Annotated in this window: 25 protein-coding genes; 5 read left to right on the top strand and 20 right to left on the bottom strand. The window is 55.6% G+C overall.

Annotated features, from left to right (window positions below; genetic code table 11):
- Positions 1–3 precede the first annotated feature (3 nt).
- A complete protein-coding gene (locus tag EZM41_RS08800) occupies positions 4–651 on the bottom strand; it encodes a hypothetical protein (protein WP_198470734.1) in 648 nt (215 codons plus the stop codon).
- A gap of 182 nt (positions 652–833) precedes the next feature.
- Here EZM41_RS08800 and EZM41_RS08795 point away from each other — a divergent pair, with 182 nt between their 5' ends.
- The 3 genes from EZM41_RS08795 to EZM41_RS08785 are packed head-to-tail and all read left to right on the top strand — an operon-like array spanning position 834 to position 3,207.
- Positions 834–1,403 carry an isochorismatase family protein gene (locus tag EZM41_RS08795; RefSeq protein WP_198470733.1) on the top strand — a complete coding sequence of 190 codons (570 nt, stop codon included), beginning with the start codon at positions 834–836 and terminating at the stop codon, positions 1,401–1,403.
- Positions 1,404–1,408: 5 nt separating this feature from the next.
- Complete coding sequence (locus tag EZM41_RS08790) at positions 1,409–2,260, top strand: MBL fold metallo-hydrolase (protein WP_232619245.1); 852 nt, start codon at positions 1,409–1,411, stop codon at positions 2,258–2,260.
- On the top strand, positions 2,257–3,207 hold the full coding sequence (locus tag EZM41_RS08785) for a membrane dipeptidase (protein ID WP_198470731.1): 951 nt from the start codon (positions 2,257–2,259) through the stop codon (positions 3,205–3,207). The genes EZM41_RS08790 and EZM41_RS08785 overlap by 4 nt, the downstream gene beginning before the upstream one ends.
- Here the strand turns inward: EZM41_RS08785 and EZM41_RS08780 are convergent.
- From EZM41_RS08780 to EZM41_RS13845, 7 genes are all read right to left on the bottom strand, one after another.
- Positions 3,188–3,697, bottom strand: coding sequence for a methylated-DNA--[protein]-cysteine S-methyltransferase (locus tag EZM41_RS08780; protein WP_198470730.1), 510 nt, complete (start codon positions 3,695–3,697; stop codon positions 3,188–3,190). The two genes, EZM41_RS08785 and EZM41_RS08780, sit on opposite strands and share 20 nt — an antisense overlap.
- Entirely contained in the window at positions 3,697–4,293 is a 597-nt protein-coding gene (locus tag EZM41_RS08775; protein WP_198470729.1) for a methyltransferase family protein, read from the bottom strand. The genes EZM41_RS08780 and EZM41_RS08775 overlap by 1 nt, the downstream gene beginning before the upstream one ends.
- Positions 4,262–5,311, bottom strand: a complete 1,050-nt coding sequence (locus EZM41_RS08770) for a lysylphosphatidylglycerol synthase transmembrane domain-containing protein (RefSeq protein ID WP_198470728.1) — start codon at positions 5,309–5,311, stop codon at positions 4,262–4,264. The genes EZM41_RS08775 and EZM41_RS08770 overlap by 32 nt, the downstream gene beginning before the upstream one ends.
- Before the next feature lie 5 nt (positions 5,312–5,316).
- Positions 5,317–5,892 carry a D-glycero-alpha-D-manno-heptose-1,7-bisphosphate 7-phosphatase gene (locus EZM41_RS08765; RefSeq protein ID WP_342449278.1) on the bottom strand — a complete coding sequence of 192 codons (576 nt, stop codon included), beginning with the start codon at positions 5,890–5,892 and terminating at the stop codon, positions 5,317–5,319.
- 4 nt (positions 5,893–5,896) lie between these two features.
- Positions 5,897–6,505, bottom strand: a complete 609-nt coding sequence (locus EZM41_RS08760) for a hypothetical protein (protein ID WP_198470726.1) — start codon at positions 6,503–6,505, stop codon at positions 5,897–5,899.
- Positions 6,506–6,566: 61 nt separating this feature from the next.
- Positions 6,567–7,307 carry a nucleotidyltransferase family protein gene (locus EZM41_RS08755; protein WP_342449277.1) on the bottom strand — a complete coding sequence of 247 codons (741 nt, stop codon included), beginning with the start codon at positions 7,305–7,307 and terminating at the stop codon, positions 6,567–6,569.
- Positions 7,304–7,870, bottom strand: coding sequence for a D-sedoheptulose-7-phosphate isomerase (locus EZM41_RS13845; RefSeq protein WP_232619238.1), 567 nt, complete (start codon positions 7,868–7,870; stop codon positions 7,304–7,306). The genes EZM41_RS08755 and EZM41_RS13845 overlap by 4 nt, the downstream gene beginning before the upstream one ends.
- Before the next feature lie 131 nt (positions 7,871–8,001).
- On the opposite strand from EZM41_RS13845, the gene fliD reads away from it, so the two are divergent.
- Positions 8,002–9,462: a flagellar filament capping protein FliD gene (fliD, locus tag EZM41_RS08750; RefSeq protein WP_198470724.1), complete on the top strand. Its 1,461-nt coding sequence runs from the start codon at positions 8,002–8,004 to the stop codon at positions 9,460–9,462.
- A gap of 9 nt (positions 9,463–9,471) precedes the next feature.
- Here fliD and EZM41_RS08745 read toward each other — a convergent pair whose 3' ends face one another.
- Positions 9,472–10,137 carry a response regulator gene (locus EZM41_RS08745; RefSeq protein WP_198470723.1) on the bottom strand — a complete coding sequence of 222 codons (666 nt, stop codon included), beginning with the start codon at positions 10,135–10,137 and terminating at the stop codon, positions 9,472–9,474.
- 107 nt (positions 10,138–10,244) lie between these two features.
- Here EZM41_RS08745 and EZM41_RS08740 point away from each other — a divergent pair, with 107 nt between their 5' ends.
- Complete coding sequence (locus EZM41_RS08740) at positions 10,245–10,997, top strand: tRNA 2-thiocytidine biosynthesis TtcA family protein (protein ID WP_232619237.1); 753 nt, start codon at positions 10,245–10,247, stop codon at positions 10,995–10,997.
- Here the strand turns inward: EZM41_RS08740 and EZM41_RS08735 are convergent.
- The 11 genes from EZM41_RS08735 to EZM41_RS08685 all read right to left on the bottom strand — a co-directional run bounded on the left by EZM41_RS08735 (position 10,977) and on the right by EZM41_RS08685 (position 25,122).
- Positions 10,977–12,359, bottom strand: coding sequence for a glucose-6-phosphate isomerase (locus EZM41_RS08735; protein WP_342449276.1), 1,383 nt, complete (start codon positions 12,357–12,359; stop codon positions 10,977–10,979). The genes EZM41_RS08740 and EZM41_RS08735 overlap by 21 nt on opposite strands.
- Complete coding sequence (locus EZM41_RS08730) at positions 12,356–12,730, bottom strand: dihydroneopterin aldolase (protein WP_198470721.1); 375 nt, start codon at positions 12,728–12,730, stop codon at positions 12,356–12,358. Before EZM41_RS08730 ends, EZM41_RS08735 begins: the two co-directional genes overlap by 4 nt.
- Positions 12,731–12,762: 32 nt before the next feature.
- A complete protein-coding gene (gltA, locus tag EZM41_RS08725; protein ID WP_198470720.1) occupies positions 12,763–14,187 on the bottom strand; it encodes an NADPH-dependent glutamate synthase in 1,425 nt (474 codons plus the stop codon).
- On the bottom strand, positions 14,184–15,020 hold the full coding sequence (locus EZM41_RS08720) for a sulfide/dihydroorotate dehydrogenase-like FAD/NAD-binding protein (RefSeq protein ID WP_198470719.1): 837 nt from the start codon (positions 15,018–15,020) through the stop codon (positions 14,184–14,186). The genes gltA and EZM41_RS08720 overlap by 4 nt, the downstream gene beginning before the upstream one ends.
- Positions 15,021–15,078: 58 nt before the next feature.
- A complete protein-coding gene (gene fusA, locus EZM41_RS08715) occupies positions 15,079–17,163 on the bottom strand; it encodes an elongation factor G (RefSeq protein ID WP_198470718.1) in 2,085 nt (694 codons plus the stop codon).
- A 31-nt stretch (positions 17,164–17,194) separates the two neighbouring features.
- The gene (gene gatB, locus EZM41_RS08710; RefSeq protein ID WP_198470717.1) at positions 17,195–18,664 is read right to left on the bottom strand and encodes an Asp-tRNA(Asn)/Glu-tRNA(Gln) amidotransferase subunit GatB; all 1,470 of its coding nucleotides are present in this window, start codon (positions 18,662–18,664) and stop codon (positions 17,195–17,197) included.
- Positions 18,664–20,130: an Asp-tRNA(Asn)/Glu-tRNA(Gln) amidotransferase subunit GatA gene (gatA, locus tag EZM41_RS08705; protein ID WP_198470716.1), complete on the bottom strand. Its 1,467-nt coding sequence runs from the start codon at positions 20,128–20,130 to the stop codon at positions 18,664–18,666. Before gatA ends, gatB begins: the two co-directional genes overlap by 1 nt.
- 3 nt (positions 20,131–20,133) lie before the next feature.
- Positions 20,134–20,424: an Asp-tRNA(Asn)/Glu-tRNA(Gln) amidotransferase subunit GatC gene (gene gatC / locus EZM41_RS08700; RefSeq protein ID WP_198470715.1), complete on the bottom strand. Its 291-nt coding sequence runs from the start codon at positions 20,422–20,424 to the stop codon at positions 20,134–20,136.
- Between the two features lie 2 nt (positions 20,425–20,426).
- On the bottom strand, positions 20,427–22,436 hold the full coding sequence (ligA, locus tag EZM41_RS08695) for an NAD-dependent DNA ligase LigA (RefSeq protein WP_198470714.1): 2,010 nt from the start codon (positions 22,434–22,436) through the stop codon (positions 20,427–20,429).
- 6 nt (positions 22,437–22,442) lie between these two features.
- Positions 22,443–23,957 (bottom strand): lysine--tRNA ligase, encoded by a 1,515-nt coding sequence (lysS, locus tag EZM41_RS08690; RefSeq protein WP_198470713.1) that lies wholly within the window; start codon positions 23,955–23,957, stop codon positions 22,443–22,445.
- Between the two features lie 319 nt (positions 23,958–24,276).
- A complete protein-coding gene (locus EZM41_RS08685; protein ID WP_342449275.1) occupies positions 24,277–25,122 on the bottom strand; it encodes a type III pantothenate kinase in 846 nt (281 codons plus the stop codon).
- Positions 25,123–25,555: the final 433 nt, after the last annotated feature.

Genomic DNA, 25,555 nt, shown 5'->3' with positions numbered 1-25,555 from the left:
CCTCTAACCTTCTTCCTTTTTATTGTTGTTCTTTGGCCTGGGCTTTTGTCCCCGCTTTTCGGCACGCGGCACCTCCCAGTTGAGGTGCTTCTTGTCGTCCATCTCTCTGCCCACAGGCACTTCGGTCCATCCCCAAGGCGTCACCAAGAGAAACCGTATCGTTATCCCTTCGGCAGCCAAGACGCGAAGGTGACGCAAATAGTGGATGACGTCGCCCACGAGCCAGCTGTCGCTCACGATCCACACGCGGCGGCACTTGCCCTTGCCGAAGATCGCGGCATGGTCTATCGCCGTTCGAAATGCCTCATCGAGGTCTAAGGGACCCAAGCAGAGGACAACGGCGTCTTCGTTGGCGCACGAAGTTACGTCAGAGGCTATGAGTAGATCGGCATGCTCTTCCAGCCATTCCAGTTGGTCCCACAAAACTTCCGGATCGCCGCCGAAGCGCCTCTCGTCAAAACCCAAAGCCTCGTCATCCTCTCCGTAGGCGGCTTCGCCGCTCAAGGCCGAGCTCATCCACGCCTGAAGCTGAAGGAGCAACCGCTCTATATATGGGGGGAGCTCCTCTCCAGCCGACATAGCGCGCAAAATATCCCCCACCGACCACGTTTCACCCTTTTTCTCGGCGTCGTCCATCTCGTAGCACGCCATATTTCCACCACCTTCGCCTTTCCGAAAATCCGGCCTTCATCGCTCAATCGAACCAGGAAACCTCACAGGATATAGAAGCGGTTAGAGCATAGCACAAAGGGGTCTTCTTTTCCACTATCCCGCCATCTGCACTATAATAAACTTTCGAGGAAAATAAAATCATGCCGATGGGAGGGAACGTGATGGTCCCCTTTGTTTTGCAATCTTCCAAATCTCAGCTGCTCTTGGTGGACATGCAAGAGAAGCTACTGCCTGCGATGCAAAATAACGACGAAATCGCAAAGAATACCAAAACCCTTTTAAAAGCGGCCGACCTCTTGGGCATACCAGTGAAATACACGGAGCATTACCCTTCAGGCTTAGGCCCGACGGCAGAAGGAGTCCGCGAGGCCTTGCCCTCCGGCTCGACGCGTTTCGAAAAGGTGCACTTTTCTTGCTGGGCGGAAGCCGGCTTTGCCGATTTCATCCGCAACGGAAGCCGCGACCAAATCGTCATGGCCGGCATAGAAAGCCACATCTGCGTCTTGAGCACCGCTTTAGATCTATTGAAAGAAGGTTACCAGGTTGCCGTCTCGCTCGACGCCGTCGGAAGCCGAAGATCCCATCACCATGAAAGCGCTCTAAGGGCCCTTGCCTCGGTCGGCGCCTTGGTAATCCCGACAGAGACGATCGTTTATCAGTGGCTCGGCCGAGCGGCCACAGAGGCTTTCAGAGCAATGCTCCCCTATTTTAAGGGAGAGGCTTCGAAGTGAGGCCCATGGAGGAAGGACGCGGCGCCGCCTCGAGTTACATTCACTTTTTGGGCACAGGAGGGGCGCGTTTTACCATGATCAGCCAAATCAGAGCAACCGGAGGGATATGGCTTTCCTATGACGGGTTCAACTTCTCCATAGACCCGGGGCCCGGGGCTTTGGTGAAGATGAAAGAACTACGCCCTCTCCATGACCCTTCGACCCTTGACGGCTTGCTGCTCTCTCACCGCCATATAGACCACAGCAACGACGTAAACGTCTTGACGCTCGCCATGACAGGAGGGGGGCGCCAAAAAAATGGCACAGTTGTCCTTCCCGAAGATGCCATAACCGGGAACGAACCGATCCTCTTCCGTTTCTTGCGCAGCAAAGTGGCACATCTAACGACCTGGGAGGACGGAAAAGCGATCGCCCTCCCGGGGAGAGCTTCTGTAGAAGGTGTGCGCCTCATTCATCACGGGGTGGACTGTTTCGGTTTCGTCTTTCGACACCCTTCCATGCCCACTTGGGGATTGGTCAGCGATACTTGCATGCACGAAAGTTTGGCACATCGCTTCCGCGAGTGCGAGCTCTTGGTGGTCAACGTTACGTTCGAAAAGCCGAGGCCTGGGATAGACCACCTCTCGATCTGCGACGTCGAGCGCCTCCTCGACGAACTTCACCCACGCATGCTGATACTCACGCACCTGGGAAGGGGGCTATCCGAGGCCGACCCAAGGGCATTAGAAGGCCGGCTTTCCACGGCCAGAACGAGCGTAATCGCGGCCAGCGACGGGATGGTGGTTGAACTATCCGACTTGAGCCTGAAGGAGCCGGCAGCAACCGCGTCGGCGAAGGAAGGAGATGATTGCCCGTGACAAACAAAGGCTACATATTCGACGGCCACTCAGACATGCTCAACGAAGTGCTCCCCCTGCGAGAGCAAGGCGAGAGGAAGGTTTTGGCTTCGAGGTTCATCCCGAAACTATTGAGCTCTACGATTGGCGCCGCGATATTGAGCGTTTGGATCGAAAGTGCGTTCCGCACCGACAGCTCTTCCGCCTTGGAAAGATTAATGCAATACCTCGGCATCTTGGCTGCAGAACTCAAGGAAAGCCGAGAGATCGCTCTCGTCGCGCGCTACGACGACTACCAGAGGAACATGCTGGAGGGTCGCTTCCCTCTATTCTTGAGTGTGGAGGGGTTAGACGGCATCGGGACCAATGTGGACTTGTTATACATGCTGCACCATTACGGCGTCCGCATGGCATCTCTCACGTGGAACGACGACAACACGCTCGCCTCGGGCTGCGGCTCGGACAAAGATTACGGCGTAACTACGCTCGGCAAAAAAGCCTTAAAAATAATGGAAGAGCTGGGCATTGTCGTGGATGCGGCCCATGCATCCCCTAAAAGTTTTTGGGACATCGTCGAAGGTTTCGAGAGGACCGTCCTGATAAGTCATGGCAACGTATATGCTCTCTGCCGCCACAGGCGAAATTTCACCGACGATCAACTGAAGGCCGTGGCCGAAAGAAACGGGCTGATAGGGTTGAGCACAGTAAAGAAGTTTCTAAAAGAAAACGGCGAGGCCTCCGCAGAAGACCTCATAAGGCACATCAGTTACGCAGCTGACCTTGTAGGTATAGAATACGTGGCACTCGGACTCGATATAGACTACCGCGAAAATAGCCGCGGCACGCTTCCGCTGGAGGAAGTCTCCTCCCTCGAAAGGGGCTTACTCGAAGCCGGCTACTCGAAGGCAGAAGCCGAGGCTGTCTTGCACGGCAACTGGGAAAGGTTGCTCAAGGGTGCTCTGTCTTAGCGCCTTCGAATCGGAGCAAGGCCGCCTTCAGTGCCAAACCTTCTTTACCGCCGTACCCTTTGAGCGAGCCATCGGCGCCGATCACGCGATGACACGGCACAAAGAGGGACCATCTGTTGCGGCGCATGACGCTTCCGACGGCTCTGGCTGCATTGGGCCTTCCGATCGACGCCGCGACACGGCCGTAGGATAACACACAACCAAAGGGAATCTGAGCCACGACTTCATAAACGCTGCGAGCAAACTCCGAAAGGGGAGGCACGGCGCAGAGCGGCACCTCGAAGGCCTCACCGTTCCAATAGGATTCCCAAGCGCGAGCAAGCCAAGCGGGCAACGCGCACTCTTTCTCGATCTCTTCCCCATGAAGCCTGCTATACATCATCAACAATCCCCTATCGCACCAAAGAGCCTCCCAAAGGCCGAGCGGCGCGGACAGCGTTGCCCTGTAAACCGTTTCCTTTCCTGTAGCATATCGCCAAAGGAGAGCCATCACCACCACCCCCTGGACAACAGAAGCGATGTGCCCAATATCGTGACAAGAAGCGAGTGCCGCTCGCTCTCCCAAAGGACACTCCATTGAAACGGACCGGCAATTTCGCTTAACTCAAAAGGTATCTTTGGAATGAGCCTACCCACGCGCTCCTTGTAACGGTGAAACTCCTCGCGGAAACATCGCTCGAGGATGGTCTCTTCATGAGGGATGATGAGAAAGACATACAGAATTAGGTAAGACGTCACAAATAACGCGATAGCCCGCGGACCGGCCAACAGGCTCCAACCCAATCCTATTAGGCCGTTGCCCAAATAGAGGGGATTTCGAACGACGGCATAGGGACCCCAGGTTACCAGGATTTCCGCTTTGGCTTCCTCCCCGCGATAGCGCTTTATGCAACCGGCCGCCCAAAAGCGCAACGCTTGACCGGCCGCCACCAGAACCAGCATGGCAGGCAGAGCAGAAAGATTGACCTCGGCCAAAAAGAGGATAGCGCAAAACAGCGCCGTCCATATGCCGCCCCTCATCTTAAAGGCCCATGCCCGGATTTCGCTTGAGCGCCTACCCCTCGTAAGGCCTCTCAATTTCGCCATTGACCCCCTTGTCTAAAAAGTATATGGCTACTAACGCTCCTAAAAACACCGGAATATAGGCCGTGAACACGCGCCACAGCAAAGCCGTCACGCCGGCCATGTTCCAGGGCACCAAGAGCTTGAAAATGGCCGTTGCCCCGCCTTCGGCCACACCGCTGGCTCCAGGAGTCGGCACAAAGTAAAGGACAAAGGTGAAGACCGCCTGAAGCATCATCACCCCCATCAAATCCGCAGACAGGTCCATCGACCAAACCAAAAGGGGCAAAACGAGAAACGAACAAAAGAGCTGCAAAGAGGTGAGAGCGAGGGCTATCATACATTTCTTTAAGCCAGACGAAAATAATGCCCGAAAGTTCTCACAATAGTTATCTATCTCTCGATTGACAAAGCGTATCACCTTGAAGGCCAAAGCGTCTTTTATGATCCCGATCTCCTTCAGCCAAACCGTTAACCCACCTATTAAGCGCTTCATGAGCTTGGGCCGCAGCAAGCTCAGCGCGGTCACAAACCAAATCCCAAGGACTACTACGGTAACATAGCCGAACAAGCCCTCGATCAGGGTCTGCCCGGCCAAAATCTGAGGTTGCAGAAAGAGCGCGACGATAACCATCACTCCTAATAAAAAAAGCACCATGAGCGTCTTCGTCAGGGTTACGGCTACGCCTTTGCCCACGTTTACGCCGTTTTTATAGAGCACATAAACCTGAAAAGGCCCTCCGCCGCTCTGCATTGGGGTTATCGCCGAACCGAAGTAGTTGAGAAATGTGAGATAAAGCCCCAACTTAAAGGAAATGCGCTCGCCTGCGGCTTCCACCAGAACCTTAAAGCGCAAGGCCTCAAAGAACCACGATAAAGCCGCCGCCGAAAAAGCGAGCAAGAAAAACCGCTTATTCATGGAGTAAAGCGAATTCCACGTGTCGGCATCTACGGTAAAAAAGAGCACTATTAAGGCCGTTATCACGGCCAAGCCTATAAATATCGCTAAACCCTTGCGCAGAGATAAAGAAATCGTCGGCATGGTTTTTAACCTGAGGATTTATTCGCTATCAAATGAGCCGCCGCCAGGAGGTCGTCTACCACCCATTCCCCTTCTCTCAAGGGGGGTAAAAGGCCACCCTCTTCCAGCGTCCTTCCGTAGCCGCTTCTTACCAGCGCAAAATACAATCCAAGGTTGCGGGCCATCATGAGGTCGGGCAGGTCGTCTCCCACCACCCAAGAGCCGGCAAGCTCAAGGCCCAACTCGCCGGCTGCGCGCAGCAGGAGGCCAGGCTTGGGTTTTCGGCAGTCGCAATCTACCTTATAAGGTGGGTCCCCCTCAGTGGGATGATGAGGGCAAAAGTAAAAGGCATCCACGGCTACGCCCGCCTCTTCTAAGAGAAGCTGGATCCGCCTGTGACTCTCCAAGACGAAATTCACATCGAAAAACCCCCGTGCGACGCCGCTTTGATTCGTAACGACCACCAGGCTGTAACCTTTCCCCTTCAACAACGACAGCGCCTCGGGCACACCGTTGAGCAGCTTTATTTGAGAAAGGCGCGAAAGGTATGGAACGGTCTCGATGAGCGTCCCGTCCCTATCCAGGAAGATCGCTTTCCTCACGGCTTTATTGCACTTCTCCCGAAGCCATAGCCAACAACTCGTCGACATACCGCCTCAAGTCGCTCAGCGCGGGCTCAACTTCTTCCCTCAGACGATAAGCCAGCTCGAAGAATTTGCCTTCCTCCAAGGGGCTCAGCGCTCCCTCAAGCACCTGCAACAGGCGCTCGCGCGTCGTGCCCAACTCGCCGTCTCCTAAGTCAGCATCGGTTATGCCCAACAAGAGCAGGCTGTTGTGAAGCACTTTCACTACCCACCCTATCCCTTCGGTTATCTGTTGTAACAAAGTGAGGGCATCCTTGTCGTATTTCTCTTCCAGGCGATCGGCTACCAAGTTGATCCCGTCGAGCAACGCCGGCATGTAGCGCTGGGTTTCCTCCAGAGATTCCGTCACCAGCTCCTTGACGGAGATGGTCACGAATTTTACCTCCAGTCCTCCCTTCATAGAAAGAAACGCTTCTTCCTGAAGCGGTTTGCCGTCCACCAATATGTCTCGGATGAAACGTCTGTCCTTGGCAGCCTCCTTTCTCGCGCGCTCCAATAAACCTCTTCTCTCCTCCTCTAAGAGCTCCCCTTCCAGGTTCTCCCACTCCGTATCATCGATCAACACGCGCATGAGTTTACTCCCCCTTTTGCGCACAAAGCGGCATCTTCGCGCACGCCACACCGGCGAGGTTCTATGATGCGGATTTCAAAGATGCCACAAAGGCAGGAATTTCCCGCTGTGCCCTCGCATAATCTTCCGGCACGCCTATGTCTATAAAAAAACCGCCCACCTCAAGGGCGCATAAAGGTTCCCCTTGCGACAAAAGGGCAGGTATTACCTCCCCTTCCCAAGAGATCCTGCGCAAGGGGATCTTTTCTACAACAGCGCGCTTCACCCCGTAAACCCCGCCGTTTACGAGCCAGGACCCGTCATCCCTGGGCATCAGATTTTTGTCGCCGAAGGCTTTTACCCTTCCTCCCTCGTCGACGTCGAGCGGATCCACGCGGGAAAGGTCTCTCCACGACCTGACAGCAAAGGTGATCGCGGCACCCATACGGCAGTGAAACGACAAAAGCCTGCAATAATCCACATCCAAAAGAGTATCCCCGTTCATGAGCAAAAAATCCTCGGCATCTAAAAGCGAAATGGCATTGCGGAGCGCTCCGCCCTTGTCGAGAGGCTCTTCCTCTACGCTGTAAAATATTTCGATCCCCCACCTGCCGCCGTCGCCACAGCTCGAGATTATATCGGAGGCCTTATACCCCAAAAGGAAAAGCGCCTTTCTTATGCCCCTAAACGAAAGGAGATCCAGCAACCAGTGGACGAAAGGCCTGCCGGCTATGGGGGCAAGCGGTTTGGGCACATCCGAAACGACGGGGCGCAACCGTTTACCCTCGCCGCCGGCTAATATTACGGCCAAAGGTCCACTCACGGAAATAACCTCTCCTCGACCAGGGCGCAAATGATGTGTCCCCAAGTAATATGGAGCTCCTGGATGCGCGGCGTATCGCGCGATGGAGCCTCGAGCAACACCCTGCAATAGGGCTTCATCTCGCCCCCTCCCTCGCCGGTCAAGCCTATGGTTACCATGCCGTGTTCCGCGCCCCAGCGCACCGCATTGACGACATTCGCGCTGCATCCGCTCGTCGAAATGCCGATCAGGGCGTCTCCAGGCCCAGCGAGCCCTTCAAGCTGTCGCACGAACACCTCGTCGTAAGAGAAATCGTTGGCGATGGCGGTCACAGCGCTGGTGTTCGTATGGAGGGCAAGGGCCGGGAGCGAAGGGCGCACCTTGCGAAATTTCCCCAATAGCTCGGCCGCCAGGTGCTGCGCATCGGCGGCCGAGCCGCCGTTGCCGCAAAAAAAGGCCCGTTTGCCCGACGAAAGTGCCTCTATCAGCAAGCGCGCTGCTTCCGCCACGGGTTTTAGGTCTCGCATCGCCTTTCGTTTTAACGCTATAGAGGCTTCCATATCTTCCCTTATGCGCTCCTCCAAAGGCACACCCACCTCCACCGGTTTATTCTATCACGGGAACCTTTACAGAATCGCTCGCGCCCCGCCACTTCAGCGAAGGCAAAAAACATCCGAAAACAATATGACAACTTGTATTTTATGGAGGTCATCCTATGGCTGATTATACAGCACCGCTGTTTCAGGTGACGGGCCTCACCTCCGGTATAGACTGGGGGCAAATGATCGACAAGATGATGGAAGCGGCCAGGAAGCCCGAAGAGCTTTGGCAGGCCGAAAAGGATAAGCTCGAACTGAAGGTTGGGCTTTATAACGAATTTTCCGCCTATCTAAAGGCGCTGCGCAGCTCTATTTCTCCCTTGAAGCTATCGAGCACGTTCACCGCCAAGCAGGCCGAGCTTTCCTCTCTTTCATCTACTACAGATCCTTCATCAGTGCTTGCGATTACCGCCACGCCCGAGGCAGAAATAAACAGCTATGAAATCGAGGTATTACAAAAGGCCACAGCAGAGATGCGCATCAGCAACTCCCTCTCCGGGATACTCAAAAACGCGGGAATCACGACGGACTCCTATTTTTACATAAAAGTAGATGACCAGCGGGCCAAGATCGACCTTCACCCCACAGATACCCTTTCTGATGTAGCGGCACGCATAAACAAAGCCGTAGACGAAACGACGGGTGAAGCGCTCCCTGTTCAGGCGCGCGTCTTCGACAACCGCCTCGTAATCGAAAGCACGCAAACCGGCACAGAAGCTGCTTTCTCGTTAGAGGGCCCTCAAGTGGTGCTCGATAACTTAGGACTGGATCTGGATGATCCGGAGCACCACATAGCAGCACAAGACGCTAAACTGGTTATCGATGGCGTAAGCGTTACGCGCCCGAGCAACGAAATCTCAGATTTAATCCAAGGGCTTACGCTCAAAATAAACGGGGTAGGGAAAGTAAGAGCGGATATAGTCTTAGACGCCCAAAAAGCAGTGGAATCCATTCAAAGCTTCGTAGCGGCCTACAACGACACCATGGATTGGATCAACGTGCGGCTGCAAGAGAAAAAGGTCGAGGAGCCGGAGTCTGAGCTCGAGGCCCAGAGGGGACTCCTGCGCGGAGATCCCATCCTATGGCAGGCGAAGTCTTACCTTCGCCAAATTGTAGCCGATCCCTTGTCGTTAGACGGTTTCTCTCAGCTCTCTCAAATCGGCATAACAACGGAGTCAATCGACTACGGCAAGAGCGGCAAGCTCGAATTCGACACCGATAAATTCATGGCGGCGATGACGGAAGACCCTCAAGGCGTAGCGGGCCTGGTAAACGGCGTCGTGAATAAGTTCGAAAGTTATCTCGCCAATATGGTCGATGCCGTTCCCGTCGCCATAGGAGGAAGCACGGCACTGAGGGGGCGCGTACCAAGCCAAGTTCAACACCTACAAAACCAAATCGAGGCGATCGACAAAAGGATAGCCGATTTCGAAGAGCGCCTCTCCATTCGCCAGAGAGGGTTATACGAGCGGTTTAGCCAGATGGAAAACACGCTGGCGCAGTTGAATCAGCAAGCCTCATGGCTCGCCAGCGTTCTCGGCATTTTGTCGGGCTCAAACGCTGCATCGACTTCATGACGCGGTAGCCTAAGCGCGGCCATTCTTCTGCCGACTCTTCTGCGCCAGGCCCAAACGCCAGGCCATGATGGCGGCTTGTGTTCTGTCGCGCAGGCCTAGTTTTTTGAGAATACGGCTTACATGGTTTTTTACGGTTTTTTCAGAGACGACCATCCTTAATGCTATCTCTTCGTTCTTCAACCCTTGTGAAAGCCAGTAAAAAGTTTCCCTTTCTCTTGGCGTGAGGCTGCATAGCGGCTCATCGCCGTTGCCTTCGTGAAACGAAGTCAGCAGCCTCCCCGCCACCTTCGGATCTACATAGGGCTCCCCTCTGGCCACCGACCTGAGGGCGGAAATCAGCTCCAAATAGCCGGACTCCTTAAGCAGATACCCGTGCACGCCGGCTGACGAGAGCGCCGAAAGGGATTCCTCGTCGTCATAGGCCGTGATAGCCAAAAAGCGCACGGGAAGCGAGTCGTTTTTGACCTGCCTTATCACCTGCACACCGTCTCCCTTTGGCATACTTATGTCGAGCAGCACGACATCGGGCTTCTTCTCGGCGATCACCTGCACGGCCTCCTTGCCGTCCTTGGCCTCGCCGATCACTTCTACGTCCGGCTCCAGTTCCAGCAATCTCCTGAGGCCATCACGGAAGAGGCGATGGTCATCGACCAGCACGACCCGAATAGTCTGCAACTTTTAAAACACCTCCCTAAGGAGCGAGCAGGCGATACTCGCAAAAACATGAGATATCATGATTATAGCAGCGAAGGATAGCCGCAATCGTCAAGGGGGTATCATTTTTGAACAAGGCGAACACATTCACGTCGCTTTCAAACGGCACGAAGCGAAAGGTAGGAGAGGCGGTCGCGGACTTCGCCATGATAAGGCCTTCGGATACCATATGCGTGGCACTTTCGGGAGGCAAAGACAGCCTGCTCCTCCTCGCGGCCTTAGCGAGGTTGCGCCGCGTAGCTCCAAAACCTTTCGCCCTGAAGGCCTGCACGCTCGATCCCACAGGGGGAGAGCTCGATCTTTCCCCTATGGAGGAATTTTGCCGCGCCCTCGACGTGCCGCTGCGCATCACCAGATATCCGATTTACTCTATAATGCGTTCCCGGGGTGAGGATTCCCCCTGCAGTTTTTGCGCCAACATGAGGCGCGGCATCCTGTGCAGCATGGCCCAAAAAGAGGAAAGCCAAGCGCTTGCGCTCGGCCATCACCTCGATGACGCGCTCGAAACGGCCCTCTTGAACCTCTTCTTCGCGGGCCGATTCGCGCCCCTTTATCCCAAGATCTGGATGAGTCGCTCGCGACTCTGGGCCATCAGACCACTCATCTATCTGGAGGAGCGGTCTATAGAGTTGGAGACAAGGAGGCTAAACCTGCCTGTCATACAATTCAGCTGTCCTTTCGCCAAAGGAAATCGCCGTGCTTTGATAAAACAACTCGTCAAAGAACTGGAAGAAAGGTCCCGCGTCTCCATAAAGGGCAACGCACTCGGCGCCCTAAAGGCCATTTGGAAAAGAAGCGGGCTAAACCACAAGCCTGAATGACTCTATCAGGCTGAAGTATTCCGACACGTCCTTCGCTTCGTCCTCAAATCCCTTGCGCCCCAACAACCCGTAGGCATATCGCTTGCTCTGCTCCACGCCGGGTTGATCGAAGGGATTTACCCCGTAGAGCGCACCGCACAGAGCGGTCACGTATTCCCATAAAAAAATTAGCGCGCCGAGGTTGTGCTCCTCCAGCCGCGGCAGCTCCATCCATATAACCGGGCGACCGGCCTTGACCAAGGCCGCAGCTGTTGCCTTGGCCTCTTCGTTCAAGATGTCGCCTAACTTCTGACCTTTTAGGTAAGAAAAATCCTTGAGGCTCTTTTCTTCGCAGCCGAAAGGGATCGATAGGTCGCCCAGCGTCTCTCTGACTTCGAGGAGCGTAAACAGCTTATCATCTGGGCCTTCGGAATAGAGTTGGAGTTGTGAGTGCTGATCTACAGCTCCAAGGGCACGGATCGGAGTTGATCCCCTGCCGCCCTTGCCGAGGCTTTCAGCCCAAAGCTGAGCGAACCACTCGGTAAAGTCTTTCAGCGCATCGGCATATGGCATAAGGACAGTCATATTGCGCCCTCTCGTCGAGTGCAGGTAGTAGAGGCCGGCCAAAAGCCACGCCGGGTTTTCGAAGAGAGAGTTCGCAGTAGATAGCCTTAGGTCCATCTCTTGAGCCCCCTTTAAGAGGGACTCCACCTCTATGTCGAGCGTCGCAGCGGAGAGCAATCCGACGGGAGAGAGCACGGAATAGCGCCCCCCTACGCCCTGAGGGATGGAAAGGCTCCTGCACCCCACCTCATCGGCAAATCGCCTCAAAATCCCCGACTGAGGATCGGTCACCACAACGAAGTGATCTTTTGCCGACTCACCGAAGAGGTCTGTCATCTTCTGCCATGCCCAAAGAAATTGCACCGCGGTTTCGGTGGTCTGCCCCGACTTGCTCACCACCACAAATGCCGTTTTGGATGGATCGATAAGCTCCCATATGGCGAGGACGTTTCGTGAATCCAGATTTTCCATCAAGTAGAAACGAGGACCATGGCGTTCCTCTCTGGAAAATTCGTTATAGTATGGCGGCAGGAGAGCCCCATGGAGCATCCTGTTGCCCAAGGCAGATCCGCCTATGCCGATCTGAACAAGCGCATCGAACCGCGAAAGCCAGTGAGAGACTTCGAGCACCTGCATTATATCCTGATAGGGAAGTTTGAGCCATCCAAAGCCCTCTTCGTCTCTCTCGGAGCCGGACCTAAGCCATTCATCGGCACGCCTAAGCTGCGGCTCGAGGCGTTCGAGGTTCTTTCTGCTCACGTCGTCTTCGCGCAATGCACCACCTAAAGCGACAGCCATAAGCTCGCTCAAGGGTCTCACCCTTCTAACTCTTCCCTGTCGAGGCTGACGGTGACGACCTTGGAGTCGATCAAACCCGGCACGAAGAGCTGGTTGCTGCTCACATCCACATAGACATCTTCGACGAAGGGATAGGCCTCGAGGATAGCCTTTCCTATGCCCCATCCCAAGGCCTCGAGGGTGCGAAACTTTCTGCCCATCACCACGTGCTGAACCCGCTCGAAGACCTCCTGGTAAGAAGGGACTGCCTCCGGGTTGTCGGCCTCTTCCGGAGATAGCTCGTAGTCCATACCAACATTTATGGAAAAGATCTGTCCCAACTCCCTTTCCACCTCAAGGCAACCGTGAAAAGCGTGAAACTGCATTCCTCTCAAAGCGAGCGTAACCAGCATTTTTTGCCCCCCTTCTGCGCCTCGCAAGGTGATCAGCGCGATGCCGCCTTTAACCTCTTGGTGCTAATGTACTCATCTATCGCCTTGGCGGCGTTTTTGCCCGCACCCATAGCCAAAATGACGGTGGCTGCCCCTGTTACGATATCGCCGCCGGCAAATACGCCCTCAACTGAGGTAGCGCCGGTCTCCGGGTCAGCCACTATGTAACCGTGCTTATTCAGCTTCAACTCTGGAAAGGCATCGAGGAGAACCTTATTGGAGCCCTGGCCTATGGCCTCTATGGCACCGTCCGCCTCAAGCAGAAATTCGCTCCCTGGGACGGGAATCGGACGTCTGCGCCCGGACTCGTCCGGCTCGCCCAACTCCATCCGTATGCAATTTACAGCTTTCACCCAACCGCGCTCGTCGCCCACATACTCCACCGGATTGGTAAGCCAGCAGAACTCGATCCCCTCTTCTACAGCGTGATGGTACTCCTCCACCCTGGCCGGCATCTCGGCCTGCGTCCGCCTGTAAGCCACCGTAACGTGTTCGGCCCCGAGGCGCAGAGCTGACCTCGCGGCGTCCATGGCCACGTTGCCGCCGCCCACCACCACGACGTTCTTCAACTTCTTTATGGGCGTGTCGTATTCCGGAAAGCGATAGGCGTGCATGAGATTAACGCGGGTCAAAAATTCGCTCGCCGAATAGACGCCGTTCAGTGTGGTGCCGGGGATGCCGATGAAGCGCGGCGTGCCGGCCCCGGTGCCGATGAAGATGGCATCGTATTCGCCGCGCAACTCCTCTACCGTTATGCTTCTGCCTACGGCCGTGTCGACCTCGACCTCTACACCGAGCAGCTTTATGTTCTCTATTTCCCTCCGGACGATCGCCTTTGGAAGACGAAATTCAGGTATTCCATACATAAGGACGCCTCCGGGCTCGTGAAGAGCTTCGTATATCTTGACGCGATAGCCCATCTTGGCGAGGTCACCTGCTGCGGTCAAACCTGCCGGCCCCGAGCCTACGATCGCTACTTTTCCTTTTGGCTCACCTCGATGTACGACGGGCGCTGATTGCACGCCACTGCCTGCTTTCCAATCCGCCACGAAACGCTCGAGTTTCCCTATGGCTACGGGCTCAAAATCCTTCCCTCTTCCCAAGGTGCATACGCCCTCGCACTGCGTTTCCTGAGGACAAACCCTGCCGCAGACGGCCGGCAAATTCGTCGCGCTGCTCAAGATCTTCCACGATTCGTCGATGTTGCCTTCTCTCAAAGCCTTTATAAAACCCGGAATGTCGATGGTCACAGGGCAACCAGCCACACAAGGGGCATTCTTGCACTGCAGGCAGCGCATCCCTTCTTCTATCGCTTCCTCCATCGTATAGCCCAAGCAGACTTCATTGAAGTTGCGAATCCGCTCCTCCGGCTTTTGCTCAGCGATGGGTACTTTCTTTTGCCTAACCTTCGGGCTCATACGACGCTTTCCACCTCCGCCATGTATTGCTCCAAGGAGAGCTTTTCCTCCTCCTTGTACTGTTGAAGCCGCCTCATGAGGACGTCCCAGTTCACTGCCCAGCCGTCGAATTCGGGGCCATCTACGCAGGCAAATCGCACTTCTCCTCCCACTTCCACTCGGCAACCGCCGCACATGCCAGTGCCATCCACCATGATAGGGTTAAGCGATACCCATATCGGAATGCCCATCTCCTTGGCGGCGAGGGAGGCGAACTTCATCATTATGGTGGGCCCTATCGCCCAAGCCTGGTCTATTTTCCTACCTTCGGAAGCGACTCTCATGCCCTCCGTAACGACGCCTTTTATCCCCTCAGAGCCGTCGTCCGTCGTTATTATCAGCTTGTCGGAATATCTCCTGCATTCGTCTTTCATGATGACCAATTCCGAGCTCCTGCCGCCGAGCACGGTAATGGTGTAGTTGCCTACGCGCTTGAGTTCCCTCAGGATGGGGAACAAAGCCGCTATGCCGACGCCCCCGCCGACCAGCATAACCGTGCCCCACTTTTTAATCTCGCTCGGCCTGCCCAAGGGGCCCAAGACATCAGACAAGGAGTCGCCCACCTCAAAGCGCGCCATTTGATGGGTGGTCTTGCCGACGGCTTGAAATATGAAGCGTATGCTGCCTCTCTTCAAATCGTAATCGGCTATGGTGAGTGGAATCCGCTCACCCTTAGACGTCGGCCTCACGACGACGAACTGCCCCGGCCTGGCATGAGAGGCAACCTTAGGGGCCTCCACCCACATGTCATATTCGTTCGGCGCAATCAACCTTTTCTCAAGGATTGCATGCATCTTTATCCCACCCGCAGCACATAATATTTGTAATTATTTTAACATAGGTATGATCCCTTTACTCCTCTTCCCCCTCTTCCGCCTGAGCTTGGGCTATGATCCTCTTCGCGATTTCCTGCGGCACTTCCTCGTAATGGGAGAAGGACATAGAAAAACTCCCCCTTCCTGAGGTCATAGAGCGCAAGGTTATGGCGTAGCGGAACATCTCGGCAAGCGGCACTTGAGCCTTGACCACCTGCAGTCTGCCGCGGCCCTCTATGCCCATGATCCTACCCCTGCGGCCGTTGAGATCTCCCATGACATCGCCGAGGTAATCTTCAGGGACGACGATTTCGACATCCATTATCGGCTCAAGCAGCGTCGGAGACGCCTCGGAAAAGCCCTTTTTGAAGGAGAGAGAAGCCGCTATCTTAAATGCCAATTCTGAAGAGTCCACCTCGTGATACGAACCATCGTAGAGCTTGGCCTTGAAGTCGACGGCGGGGTAACCTGCCAAGACGCCCTTCTGTATCGCCTCTCTCAAACCCTTCTCCACGGCGGGTATATACGATTTGGGCACGGCGCCGCCCACTATCCTGTCTTCGAACTGAAAGCCGGCTCCTCGCTCGAGGGGTTCAAACTCTATCCACACGTCGCCATACTGGCCGCGGCCGCCGGTTTGCTTCTTGTATCTCCCCTGCGCTTTGGCAGTCCGCTTTATCGTCTCTTTGTAGGGCACGCGCGGCAGGCGCGTCTCCAGATCCACGCCGTAGCGCTCCCTGATCCTGGATAAGACGATGTCCAGATGGAGATCCCCCATGCCCGAAAGCAGGTTATCGCCCGTCTCGGCGTTCTTCTCGAAGCGAAGGGTCGGGTCTTCCTCCAAGATTTTATGAATGGCGTTAGAGAGTTTGTCCTCATCCGCCCTGCTCTTGGGCACGACGGCGATGCTGTAGACCGGCTCCGGGAACCGGATCGGCGGAAAGCGCACGTCGCAACCGCGCTCGGCGAGCGTATCTCCCACGGCTACGCTCGAGAGCTTCGGCACAGCAACTACATCACCCGTCGTGATCTCCTTAACCTCTTCTCCATCCTTGCCGCGCATCAGGCGATAGCCGCTCACTCGCTCTTCCGTCTCTTTATTGACGTTGAATAGCCCCTTGTCGCTGGAATGCCTGCCCGAAAAGACACGAATGAAGGAAAGTTTGCCCACGTAGGGATCCACCATAACCTTGAAGCAGAGGGCCATAAAAGGTCCGTTCGGATCCGGGGGCACGTCCACCTCTGCCTCTCCCTTTATTCCTTTGCGGGGGGGCACCTCCAGAGGAGAGGGGAGTATGTCCGAAATCACATCGAGAAGCTGCATGACGCCGACATTGGCAGGAGCAGCGCCCGGCAACGCCGGAAAGAGCTTCCGCTCCCTAACGGCCTTGCGCAGGACGGGAAGCAGCTCTTCTTTGGAGATGCTGTCCCCTTCGAGGTAGCGCATCATCAGTTCGTCGTCGGCCTCCACAATGCGCTCGATCGCCTCTTCCCGTGCTTTTGAAACTTCGTCGGCCATATCTTGAGGAACAACGGCTTCCTCGAATCCTTTGCTTCCGTCTCCGGCATATAAGTAAGCCTTGTTCGCGAGGACGTCCACCAGGCCTTTGAAGTTCTTCTCCGAGCCTATCGGTAAATATAAAGGCACAACCTTGTCGCTTAAGTATTGGCGGATCTCGCCCAATGTCCTATCAAACGAGGCGTTATCCCTGTCCATCTTGCTGACATAAAAGACAGTCGCTATGCCGAAGTCCTCGGTGAAGCTCCATGCCCTTTCGGTCTGCACCTCAACGCCGTCGACGGCGCTCACGAGCACTACAGCCGCATCGCAGGCGCGCATGCTCGATCTCAAATCTCCAACGAAATCGGCATAGCCGGGCGTGTCGAGGATGAATATCGTCTTGTCTTCGTGGTAAAGCGTAGCCACAGAGGCATTTATGGATATCTGGCGCTTCTTCTCTTCTGGATCAAAGTCCGTCACGGTATTTCCATCTTCTGTGCGCCCCATGCGCGAGATGGCACCCGTATCGAAGAGCAACGCCTCTGTCAGCGCAGTTTTTCCTGATCCCCCGTGTCCAGCCAGAGCTACAACCCTGATCCCTTCGGGCCTGCGTGTCCCCATAGCCATACCCCCTCCGAATTGTGCGATCCTCTCAATTCTTAAGCGATTCCTCTAAGAGCTCTGAAACCTCCTGCGGATCCGCCTGCCCCTTGGTGTGGCGCATGACCAATCCCTGCAGGAATTTCACCTTTTTGCCTTTCTTGTCGCGGCCAGACTTGATATCTTCGACCACTTCCGCGTTCTCGCGCAATACCGTATCTATTATATCTTTTAGGGTACCGCCTGACACCTTGCCCACGAACACTCCCGCGGCCTCTATCGCCTCGTCGAGCCTCAAGGACCGGTCTGCCATAAGGCCAAAAACGTCCTTGGCCGCCGTGGCGGACAGCTCTCCCTGTTCCACTTTTCTGAGGAGCTCGGTCAGCACCTCTGGCCTCACGGGAAAGTCGTCGGCCGAACACTTGCGCTCGTTCATGACGCGAAAGAGTTCCGTCTTAATCCAGTTGGCTGCCTTATCCGGAGATGCCCCAGCCATCACGCAGGCTTCGAAATATGCCGCCACATCGCGACGCTCCGAAAGTAGCGCCGCGTCTTCGGGCTCGATTCCGTAGACTTCTTCGAAGCGCCTGAACACTTCCCACGGCAGCTCGGGCATCGCTTCGGCGGTCTCTTCTAAAAACCCCTCCTCCAATACGAGGGGCAAAAGGTCTGGCTCTGGGAAATATCTATAATCGTGAGCCTCTTCCTTGCTGCGGCTCGAACGAGTCACGCCGGCGGCATCATCCCAATGGCGCGTCTCCTGCTCCACTTCCTCGCCCCTGGCCAACATACCGCTTTGGCGCTCGATTTCGTACTCCAAGGCCCTTTCTATGGCCCTCAGGGAGTTCATATTCTTGATCTCCGACTTCTTCCCCCACCGGCCGTCCGAAACCTTGACCGATACATTGGCATCGACCCTCAGCGAGCCGGATTCCATATCCCCGTCGGAGACGCCGAGATACCGCACGAGCTGGCGAAGCCGCGCCACGTATTCTTTCGCCTGAGCCGGAGACGTGATGTCGGGAGCCGAAACGATCTCCATCAGAGGTATGCCGGCCCTGTTGTAATCGACGAGGGAGTAAAGCGCCCCGCTCAGGCGGCCGTCGCTTGCTATGTGAACAAGCTTGCCGGTGTCCTCTTCCAGATGAAGGCGCTGTATGCCGATCCTCCGCTTGGACCCGTCCGCCTCGGTCAGCTCCACATAGCCGTCCACCGCCAGCGGAAGGTCATACTGGCTTATCTGGTAAGCCTTCGGGAGGTCGGGATAAAAGTAGTTCTTCCTGTGAAAGCGCGTCCTGTTTTGGACACGACAATTCAAGGCAAGGGCGGTCTTCGCGGCGAACTCCACGGCGCGCCCGTTCAGGACCGGAAGCGTCCCCGGAAGACCCAGGCAGACAGGGCAGACATTGGTGTTGGGTTTCTCTCCGATGTAATTTGTAGAACAGCTGCAAAAGAGCTTAGAAACGGTCGCAAGCTGCACGTGGATCTCAAGCCCTATGACAGGCGTAAAAGAAAGCGGCATCAACCCTCACCTCCCATGGCCACCTTCGGCGAGCCGACGGCATCGGTCAAAACGGAGGCCACTTTCAAAATCTCCGTCTCCCCCCATCTCGGAGCCACAATCTGAACCCCTACGGGAAGCCCGGCTTTGCTGTAACCGACGTTCATCGAGATGGCCGGTAGCCCTGCCAGGTTTACAGGCAATGTGAATAAGTCTGACATATACATCTGGATCGGATCGTCGAGTTTCTCTCCTTTTTTAAAAGCGAGCGTTGGAGATGTCGGCGTAATCAAGGCATCGACGGCCGAGAAGGCCGCAGTGAACTCGTCTGCTATCAGGCGCCGGACTTTTTGAGCCACGAGGTAGTAGGCATCGTAATAGCCCGAACTCAACACATAAGTCCCGACCAAAATCCTCCGCTTCACCTCGTTCCCGAAGCCCTTACCTCTGGTTTTGAGGTAAAGCTCGAGGATGCTCTTTCCTTCTTCGCTCAAGCCGTACTGGACACCGTCATAGCGAGCGAGGTTCGAGCTCGCCTCAGCAGGCGCAACTATATAGTAACAGGGAAGGCCGTATCCGGTAGAGACGGGCAAAGAGACCTCCACCATCTCGGCCCCGCCTTCTTGGCATATTCTCAAAGCCAAAGCGAACTTTTCTTTTACCTCGTCATCCATATCGAAATCTTGATATCCTTTCAGAAAGCCTATGCGCTGCCCCTTTAGGTCGTGCGCCTTCAAGGCGTCGCGATAGCGAGGACGGCTCCCCGGCACACACGTGGAGTCCAGCGGATCGTAAGCGGAAATCACCTCAAGGGCGAGTGCTAAGTCCGCAAGGTCTCTCGAAAACGGTCCCACCTGGTCCAATGACGAGGCGTACGCTATGAGGCCCCAGCGGCTCACCAGGCCATACGTGGGCTTCAGGCCGTAAACGCCGCAGAGCGCAGCCGGTTGTCTGATCGAGCCGCCCGTGTCGCTTCCGAGCGCTATAGGAGCATAACCGGCAGCGACAGCCGCAGCGCTCCCGCCGGAGCTGCCGCCGGGGACGCGCGAAACGTCCCAGGGGTTAGATGTGGCACCGAAGGCCGATTGCTCCGTTGAGCTTCCCATGGCAAATTCGTCCATGTTGGCTTTGCCTATCACGACTGCCCCACTTTCCTCCAGGTAGCGCACGACAGTAGCGGAGTAAGGGGGCTTCCACTCTCCCAAGACGCGGCTGCCGCACGTCGTGCGGACTCCCTTAGTACATAAGAGGTCTTTTACTGCGACAGGCACACCGGCTAAAGGGAGGTCAGCTCCTTTAGACAGCGCCTCATCTATCGCTAATGCCCTCTTCCTGGCCTCCTCCGGCATAGGGGTGATTATGGCGTTAATCGAAGGCTCGAGGCTTTCCATGCGCCTGATGTGCGATTCCACCGCCTGCGATGCGGAGAGGTTTCCGCGCCTCACCTCCTCCGCTATCTTCCAGGCAGGGAGTTGCCACAATTCCATCCGTCATTCCTCCTCTACGATGCGCGGGACGACGAAGAAATCTCCCTCGCGCCGTGGCGCCTCGGACAAGATCTCGTCACGCCCATCCCAGGGTTTAGCCTCGTCAACCCTCCAGGGCGTGCCCGGTCCCTCAAGGGAAAAGGGGTCGACCCCGCTCAATTCTAACTCTTGAAGGCGATGAAAGTGCTCCAAAATCTTGCCGAAGTGCTCCGTGAGCGATCTTGCCTCCTCGTCTGTGACCTCCAGACGGGCGAGAAGGGCGACGCGGCGGACATCCGCCTCAGATACTGCCATTTTTATCCCTCCTTGGCTTCCTCAACCATGCGCCAGAACGAATCTTCATCTATAGTTTTAACGCCCAAATTAACAGCGCGCTCCAATTTGCTCCCAGGGTTTTTCCCGACGACCACATAAGAAGTCTTGCGGCTCACGTCAGAGGAGACCTGCCCTCCGAGGCTTTTTACGATGTTTTCCGCCTCAAGCCTGGTGGCGCGCTCAAGTTCGCCGGTAAAAACGAAGCGCAAGCCCCGCCACACATCCTTTTCAAGCGCAGGGCGTTCCAAGCGCGTTTTAACGCCGAGCGCGATGAGGCGCTCTATGGTCCTTCTGTTGGCTTCGTCGCGAAAAAAACTCACCACAGAAGAGGCTATCCGAGGGCCGATCCCCTCTATCTGCAAGATCTCCTCCTCGGTGGCCTCCATAAGGCGCTCGAGGCTGCCGAAATTCTCGGCCAAAAGCTCGGCGACGCGAGAGCCAACGTAGCGTATGCCCAAGGCGTAGATGAGATTGGCCAACGGGCGGTTTTTCGATGCCTCCAGCGCTCGAATCAGGTTCTGCGCCGATTTCTTACCCATTCGCTCCAACGAAGCCAGCTCTTCTTCCGAAAGCGTATACAGGTCGGCTATATCGCGGATGAAGCCCTTCTCCACTAACTGGTCTATCAACTTCTCACCGAGACCTTGGATGTCCATGCCGCTCCGTGAGGCGAAATGTTTCAAACCTTCCTTTATTTGCGCAGGGCATGAGCGATTGAGGCAGCGGTGGGCGGCCTCACCGGGAAGGCGCACCACCGAAGAGCCGCACGCAGGGCACTCTTTGGGCATCTCGAAGGGGGGCGATCCCTCCCTTCGAGCTTCTTTATCCACGCGCACAACTTCAGGGATTATCTCCCCCGCCTTCCTCACCCATACATAATCGCCCACTCTGACATCTTTGCGGCGTATCTCATCCTCGTTGTGGAGAGATGCGCGCTGGACTATCGTCCCCGAAAGCCGCACAGGCTCGAGAATGGCAACGGGCGTCAACGCCCCCGTGCGGCCGACGGAGATTTCGATATCCTTTACCCTTGTCCTCTTCTCCTCGGCCGGATATTTGAAAGCCACCGCCCAGCGCGGGGCTTTGGCCGTAGTCCCCAGGATTTCCTGTTTGGCCAGGTCATCGACTTTGACCACCACGCCGTCCGTCACGTAGGGCAGAGCAAAGCGTTTCTCCCTCCACTCGTCTATGTATTTCGTCAGCTCGTCGAAGCTATCGCATAACCTCTCTGTGCCCTGGGTGGGGAGACCTAAACCCTTGAGCCACTGAAGCACCTCGTATTGAGATTTCAAGCCGCGCTGTACGGCGTTCACCGCCTGGTAAACGAAGACGCGCAGGTGTCTTTTCGCCGTTATCGAAGGATCGAGCTGCCTGAGGCTGCCGGCGGCGGCGTTCCTCGGATTGGCAAAGAGCGGTTCGCCCTCTTCCTCGCGCTGGGCGTTCAGTTCGGCGAAGTCTTTCTTTTGCATGTAAACTTCGCCGCGCACTTCCAAGCGCCCGGAAACGGGCTTCATCAAGCGCAACGGCATACTTTTTACGGTGCGGAGGTTGGCCGTCACATCCTCGCCCACTCTTCCGTCTCCTCTGGTGGATCCGCGGACGAAGACGCCGTCTTCGTAAATGAGAGAAACGGCGACGCCGTCTATTTTGAGCTCGGCAGTGTATGAGACCTCCTCTTTCAAGGCGCGGCTTACGCGGTCGCAAAAGGACTTGAGCTCGCCCAAATCGAAGACGTTGTCCAAGCTCAGCATCGGCACCTCGTGAACCACATGCTCAAACTCGTCCACGGGCATACCCCCGACGCGCTGCGTGGGGGAATCGGGCGTGCGCAGATCCGGATAGGCCTCTTCAAGCGCGCGCAGCTCACGCATAAGCGCATCGTACTCTTCATCGCTTATTTCGGGCGAATCGAGCACATAGTAAAGATAATCGTGGCGAGCTATTTCCCTTTTAAGCTCCTCTATGCGCCTTGCCGCTGCTGCTTTATCCATTTGCCGCTATCCTTTTGGCCGCATCGTGGGGAAGAGCATGACATCGCGAATAGAGCGCGAGTCGGTGAGAAACATGACGAGCCTGTCTATTCCGATGCCGAGCCCGCCCGTGGGGGGCATGCCGTATTCCAGCGCCATCACGAAATCCTCGTCGTAAGGGTGGGCTTCCTCGTCGCCCGCCTGGCGCTTTCTTTGTTGTTCGAGGAAACGCTCTTTTTGGTCGATGGGGTCGTTCAGCTCGCTATATGCGTTTGCCACCTCAGCGCCGCATATGAAGAGTTCAAAGCGGTTGGTAAAATTCGGGTCTTCCGGGTCTCTTTTCGCCAAAGGTGACACTTCTACCGGATATTTGAACACGAACGTGGGCTGCACGAGCTTTTCTTCCACGAACTCCTCGAACAACTCCGCGAGGATCGAGTATTTGCTCTCGCCTGCCTCCACCTCGACCCCAAGTCGTCGGGCGATCTCGCGGGCCTCTTCGTCGCTTTCGATCTGGGAAAAATCCACGCCGGCGTGCTCTTTTACGAGCTCCGCCATGGTGGCACGCCTAAAGGGAGGCTCAAAGTTTATCTCCTGCCCCTGATAGACGACGCGCCTGCCGCCCACAGCGTCGGCGCAAGCCACAACGATCTCCTCTGTGAGGTCCATCATGTCTTTGTAATCGGCATATGCCCAGTAGACTTCCATAGCCGTGAACTCGGGGTTGTGCATGGAGTCCACGCCCTCGTTGCGAAAGTTCTTGCCTATTTCGAAGACCCGGCCCATCATGCCCACTATCAGGCGCTTCAAGTAAAGCTCTGTGGCAATGCGCAGATATAGGTTCATGCCGAGGGCGTTGTGATAGGTTATGAAGGGCCTGGCAGTCGCACCTCCCGCTATAGGAGAAAGGACAGGAGTTTCCACTTCGACGGTATCGTGGCGCCTCATGCATTCGCGCACGGCCTCGATTATGAGTGCCCTCTTCCTGAAGACCTCCCGCACCTCGGGGTTCGCCAGCAGGTCGAGATAACGCCGACGGTAGCGGATCTCCGTGTCTTTGAGGCCGTGCCACTTTTCGGGGAGCGGCCGCAACGTCTTAGACAAGAGCTTAAATTCCACGACGTGTATGGAAAGCTCCCCCCTGCGCGTCCTAAAAGGGTGCCCCTTTATGCCTACGAAGTCTCCCGGGTCAACCCATTTCTTGAAAAAATCATACGATGCCTCTCCGAGGGCATCTAACTGGAAATAAAGCTGCAGACGAGATGTCTCGTCCTCCAAATCGGCAAAGGAAGCCTTGCCGTGTCTCCTGATCGTCATGATTCTGCCCGCCGTGACGACAAAGGAGTCGGCATGCTCGTCGGGAGCGAGATGAGAATAGTGTTCCACCACATAAGACAGAGGATGCTCTCTCGTCCAGCGCTCTACGCGGAAGGGGTTATATCCTTCCTCTTTTCGCAGACGTTCGAGCTTTTCTAATCTCTGTCTGTAGATTTCCTCTTCCGGCGCTTCGGAGTTGAGCTGAACCTCATCGTGAGGTGTCATCGCGATTACCCCTCTCTGTAACTTTTGATGCGAACACGCTATAGGTGAAATGATACATAAAAGCACAGCGCATATCCGCGGCGAAGCAAAGGGCGCTATAAAAACGCTGTAAGGCCTGTACGCTATAGAGCTTGTCTAAGCAAGCCGAGAAACCTTGGGCAAGCTTTTGCACCCGTATAGCCGATATTTTACCGCATTCTGCGCCGCGCGCCATTGCGCACAAGGGCGTTTTCCCACAGTCATGGCGCTCGAGCGAGATATAACGCCGCTAAAAGCCCGAAGGCTTGTGTTTCTCTTTCTTTTGGATACTACGGACGCTTTAGGATGCGCTAATGCCTGGGGCGTTCCTTTCGTATATGAGTTTTAAGCCCTCCAGAGTGAGCCATGGCTCTACCAACTTCATATACTTCGAATGCATGGCGATCAAATGTGCGTGGCCGCCTGTCCCTATGACTTTCGCCCCTTCTCCCAACTCGTCCCAAATGCGCTCCACGAGCGCATCCACCAACCCCGCATAGCCAAAGAGTATGCCCGATTTTATGGAATCCACCGTGTTTTTCCCCACGACACTGGGCGGCGGGGCATCCAAAGCTATGCGCGGCAACTTGGCCGTGCGACCGAAGAGAGCCTCCATGCTCACTTCGAGCCCAGGCGCTATCGCCCCTCCCATATATTTTCCTCCGAGTCCCACGTAATCGAGAGTGATGGCCGTGCCGAAATCAACGATGATGAGCGGAGAGCCGTAACGCGCCACGCCGGCCACCGCGTTGACCAAGCGGTCTGCTCCAACCTCTTTCGGCGCTCCGTAGAGCACCTCTATACCCAAGTCCAAATCCGTCGAAACCGTCATGCACTCCAAGCCAAGGTAGCGCCTCACCCCATCCCTCCATGGAATATCGAGGGAGGGCACAACGCTGGAGAGAATCGCCCCGTCAAAGGAGTTCAAGTGAACATTCACCGTCTTTAAGAGGTTCGTCAAGTATACGCCCAGTTCGTCTGCGGTGTGCCGCTCCGATATAAGCCTCCAGTGCCCAAGCAGTTCATCGCCCTTGTAAACTCCTATGACGGTGTTCGTATTCCCCACATCCAGCACCAAAACCCTTGAGGTCGCGTCTTTGCTTTTTGTGTTTTCGTCCTTCGCTATGCCTGACACTATATCTGACAACGGCGTTCTCCTTTCTCTTTCTCGCACTTAGGCCCATTTGAGATTGACGGCGCTGAAGCTCGATTAACGCGATGCGAGACCGAACTTGCGCTTGAGGAATTTTATCAACGTCGAGCGTTTGGCTTCTATCTTGCCTATCTTCTTGCCTTTCAACTCGCCCCTCTTTTCTAACTTCTCCGCCAAAATGGCATATCTTCTTCGCCTCCGAGCTTCTCCACATCTCTTGCATGGTTTCTTCTTCTACGTCCAAGGCATAGGCCATGTACCAAAATAAAGTCAGTTTGTCCCTCTCGTGCAGCAATATTATATCAGTTATACCCATGATGCTCGATGCGTCTTGGCGGGGCCACTACATGGAGTAACCCGTGATGAAAATATAAAAGTGAGAGTGAATGTGAAAGTGAGTGCGGAAGTGGAAGTGAGTGATGAGTGA

It is taken from the genome of Acetomicrobium sp. S15 = DSM 107314 (assembly GCF_016125955.1).
GTDB classification, from domain to species: Bacteria; Synergistota; Synergistia; order Synergistales; family Thermosynergistaceae; genus Thermosynergistes; species Thermosynergistes pyruvativorans.
This window is presented reverse-complemented; position numbering and strand designations above follow the sequence as displayed.

Excerpts from the sequence above, each read along its gene's own strand:
- EZM41_RS08800 (WP_198470734.1), bottom strand. The coding sequence starts at position 651 with ATGGCGTGCTACGAGATGGACGACGCCGAGAAAAAGGGTGAAACGTGG.
- EZM41_RS08795 (WP_198470733.1), top strand. The coding sequence starts at position 834 with ATGGTCCCCTTTGTTTTGCAATCTTCCAAATCTCAGCTGCTCTTGGTG.
- EZM41_RS08790 (WP_232619245.1), top strand. The coding sequence starts at position 1,409 with ATGGAGGAAGGACGCGGCGCCGCCTCGAGTTACATTCACTTTTTGGGC.
- EZM41_RS08780 (WP_198470730.1), bottom strand. The coding sequence starts at position 3,697 with ATGGCTCTCCTTTGGCGATATGCTACAGGAAAGGAAACGGTTTACAGG.
- EZM41_RS08775 (WP_198470729.1), bottom strand. The coding sequence starts at position 4,293 with ATGGCGAAATTGAGAGGCCTTACGAGGGGTAGGCGCTCAAGCGAAATC.
- EZM41_RS08770 (WP_198470728.1), bottom strand. The coding sequence starts at position 5,311 with ATGCCGACGATTTCTTTATCTCTGCGCAAGGGTTTAGCGATATTTATA.
- EZM41_RS08760 (WP_198470726.1), bottom strand. The coding sequence starts at position 6,505 with ATGCGCGTGTTGATCGATGATACGGAGTGGGAGAACCTGGAAGGGGAG.
- fliD (WP_198470724.1), top strand. The coding sequence starts at position 8,002 with ATGGCTGATTATACAGCACCGCTGTTTCAGGTGACGGGCCTCACCTCC.
- EZM41_RS08730 (WP_198470721.1), bottom strand. The coding sequence starts at position 12,730 with ATGCTGGTTACGCTCGCTTTGAGAGGAATGCAGTTTCACGCTTTTCAC.
- gltA (WP_198470720.1), bottom strand. The coding sequence starts at position 14,187 with ATGAGCCCGAAGGTTAGGCAAAAGAAAGTACCCATCGCTGAGCAAAAG.
- EZM41_RS08720 (WP_198470719.1), bottom strand. The coding sequence starts at position 15,020 with ATGCATGCAATCCTTGAGAAAAGGTTGATTGCGCCGAACGAATATGAC.
- fusA (WP_198470718.1), bottom strand. The coding sequence starts at position 17,163 with ATGGGGACACGCAGGCCCGAAGGGATCAGGGTTGTAGCTCTGGCTGGA.
- gatB (WP_198470717.1), bottom strand. The coding sequence starts at position 18,664 with ATGCCGCTTTCTTTTACGCCTGTCATAGGGCTTGAGATCCACGTGCAG.
- gatA (WP_198470716.1), bottom strand. The coding sequence starts at position 20,130 with ATGGAATTGTGGCAACTCCCTGCCTGGAAGATAGCGGAGGAGGTGAGG.
- gatC (WP_198470715.1), bottom strand. The coding sequence starts at position 20,424 with ATGGCAGTATCTGAGGCGGATGTCCGCCGCGTCGCCCTTCTCGCCCGT.
- ligA (WP_198470714.1), bottom strand. The coding sequence starts at position 22,436 with ATGGATAAAGCAGCAGCGGCAAGGCGCATAGAGGAGCTTAAAAGGGAA.
- lysS (WP_198470713.1), bottom strand. The coding sequence starts at position 23,957 with ATGACACCTCACGATGAGGTTCAGCTCAACTCCGAAGCGCCGGAAGAG.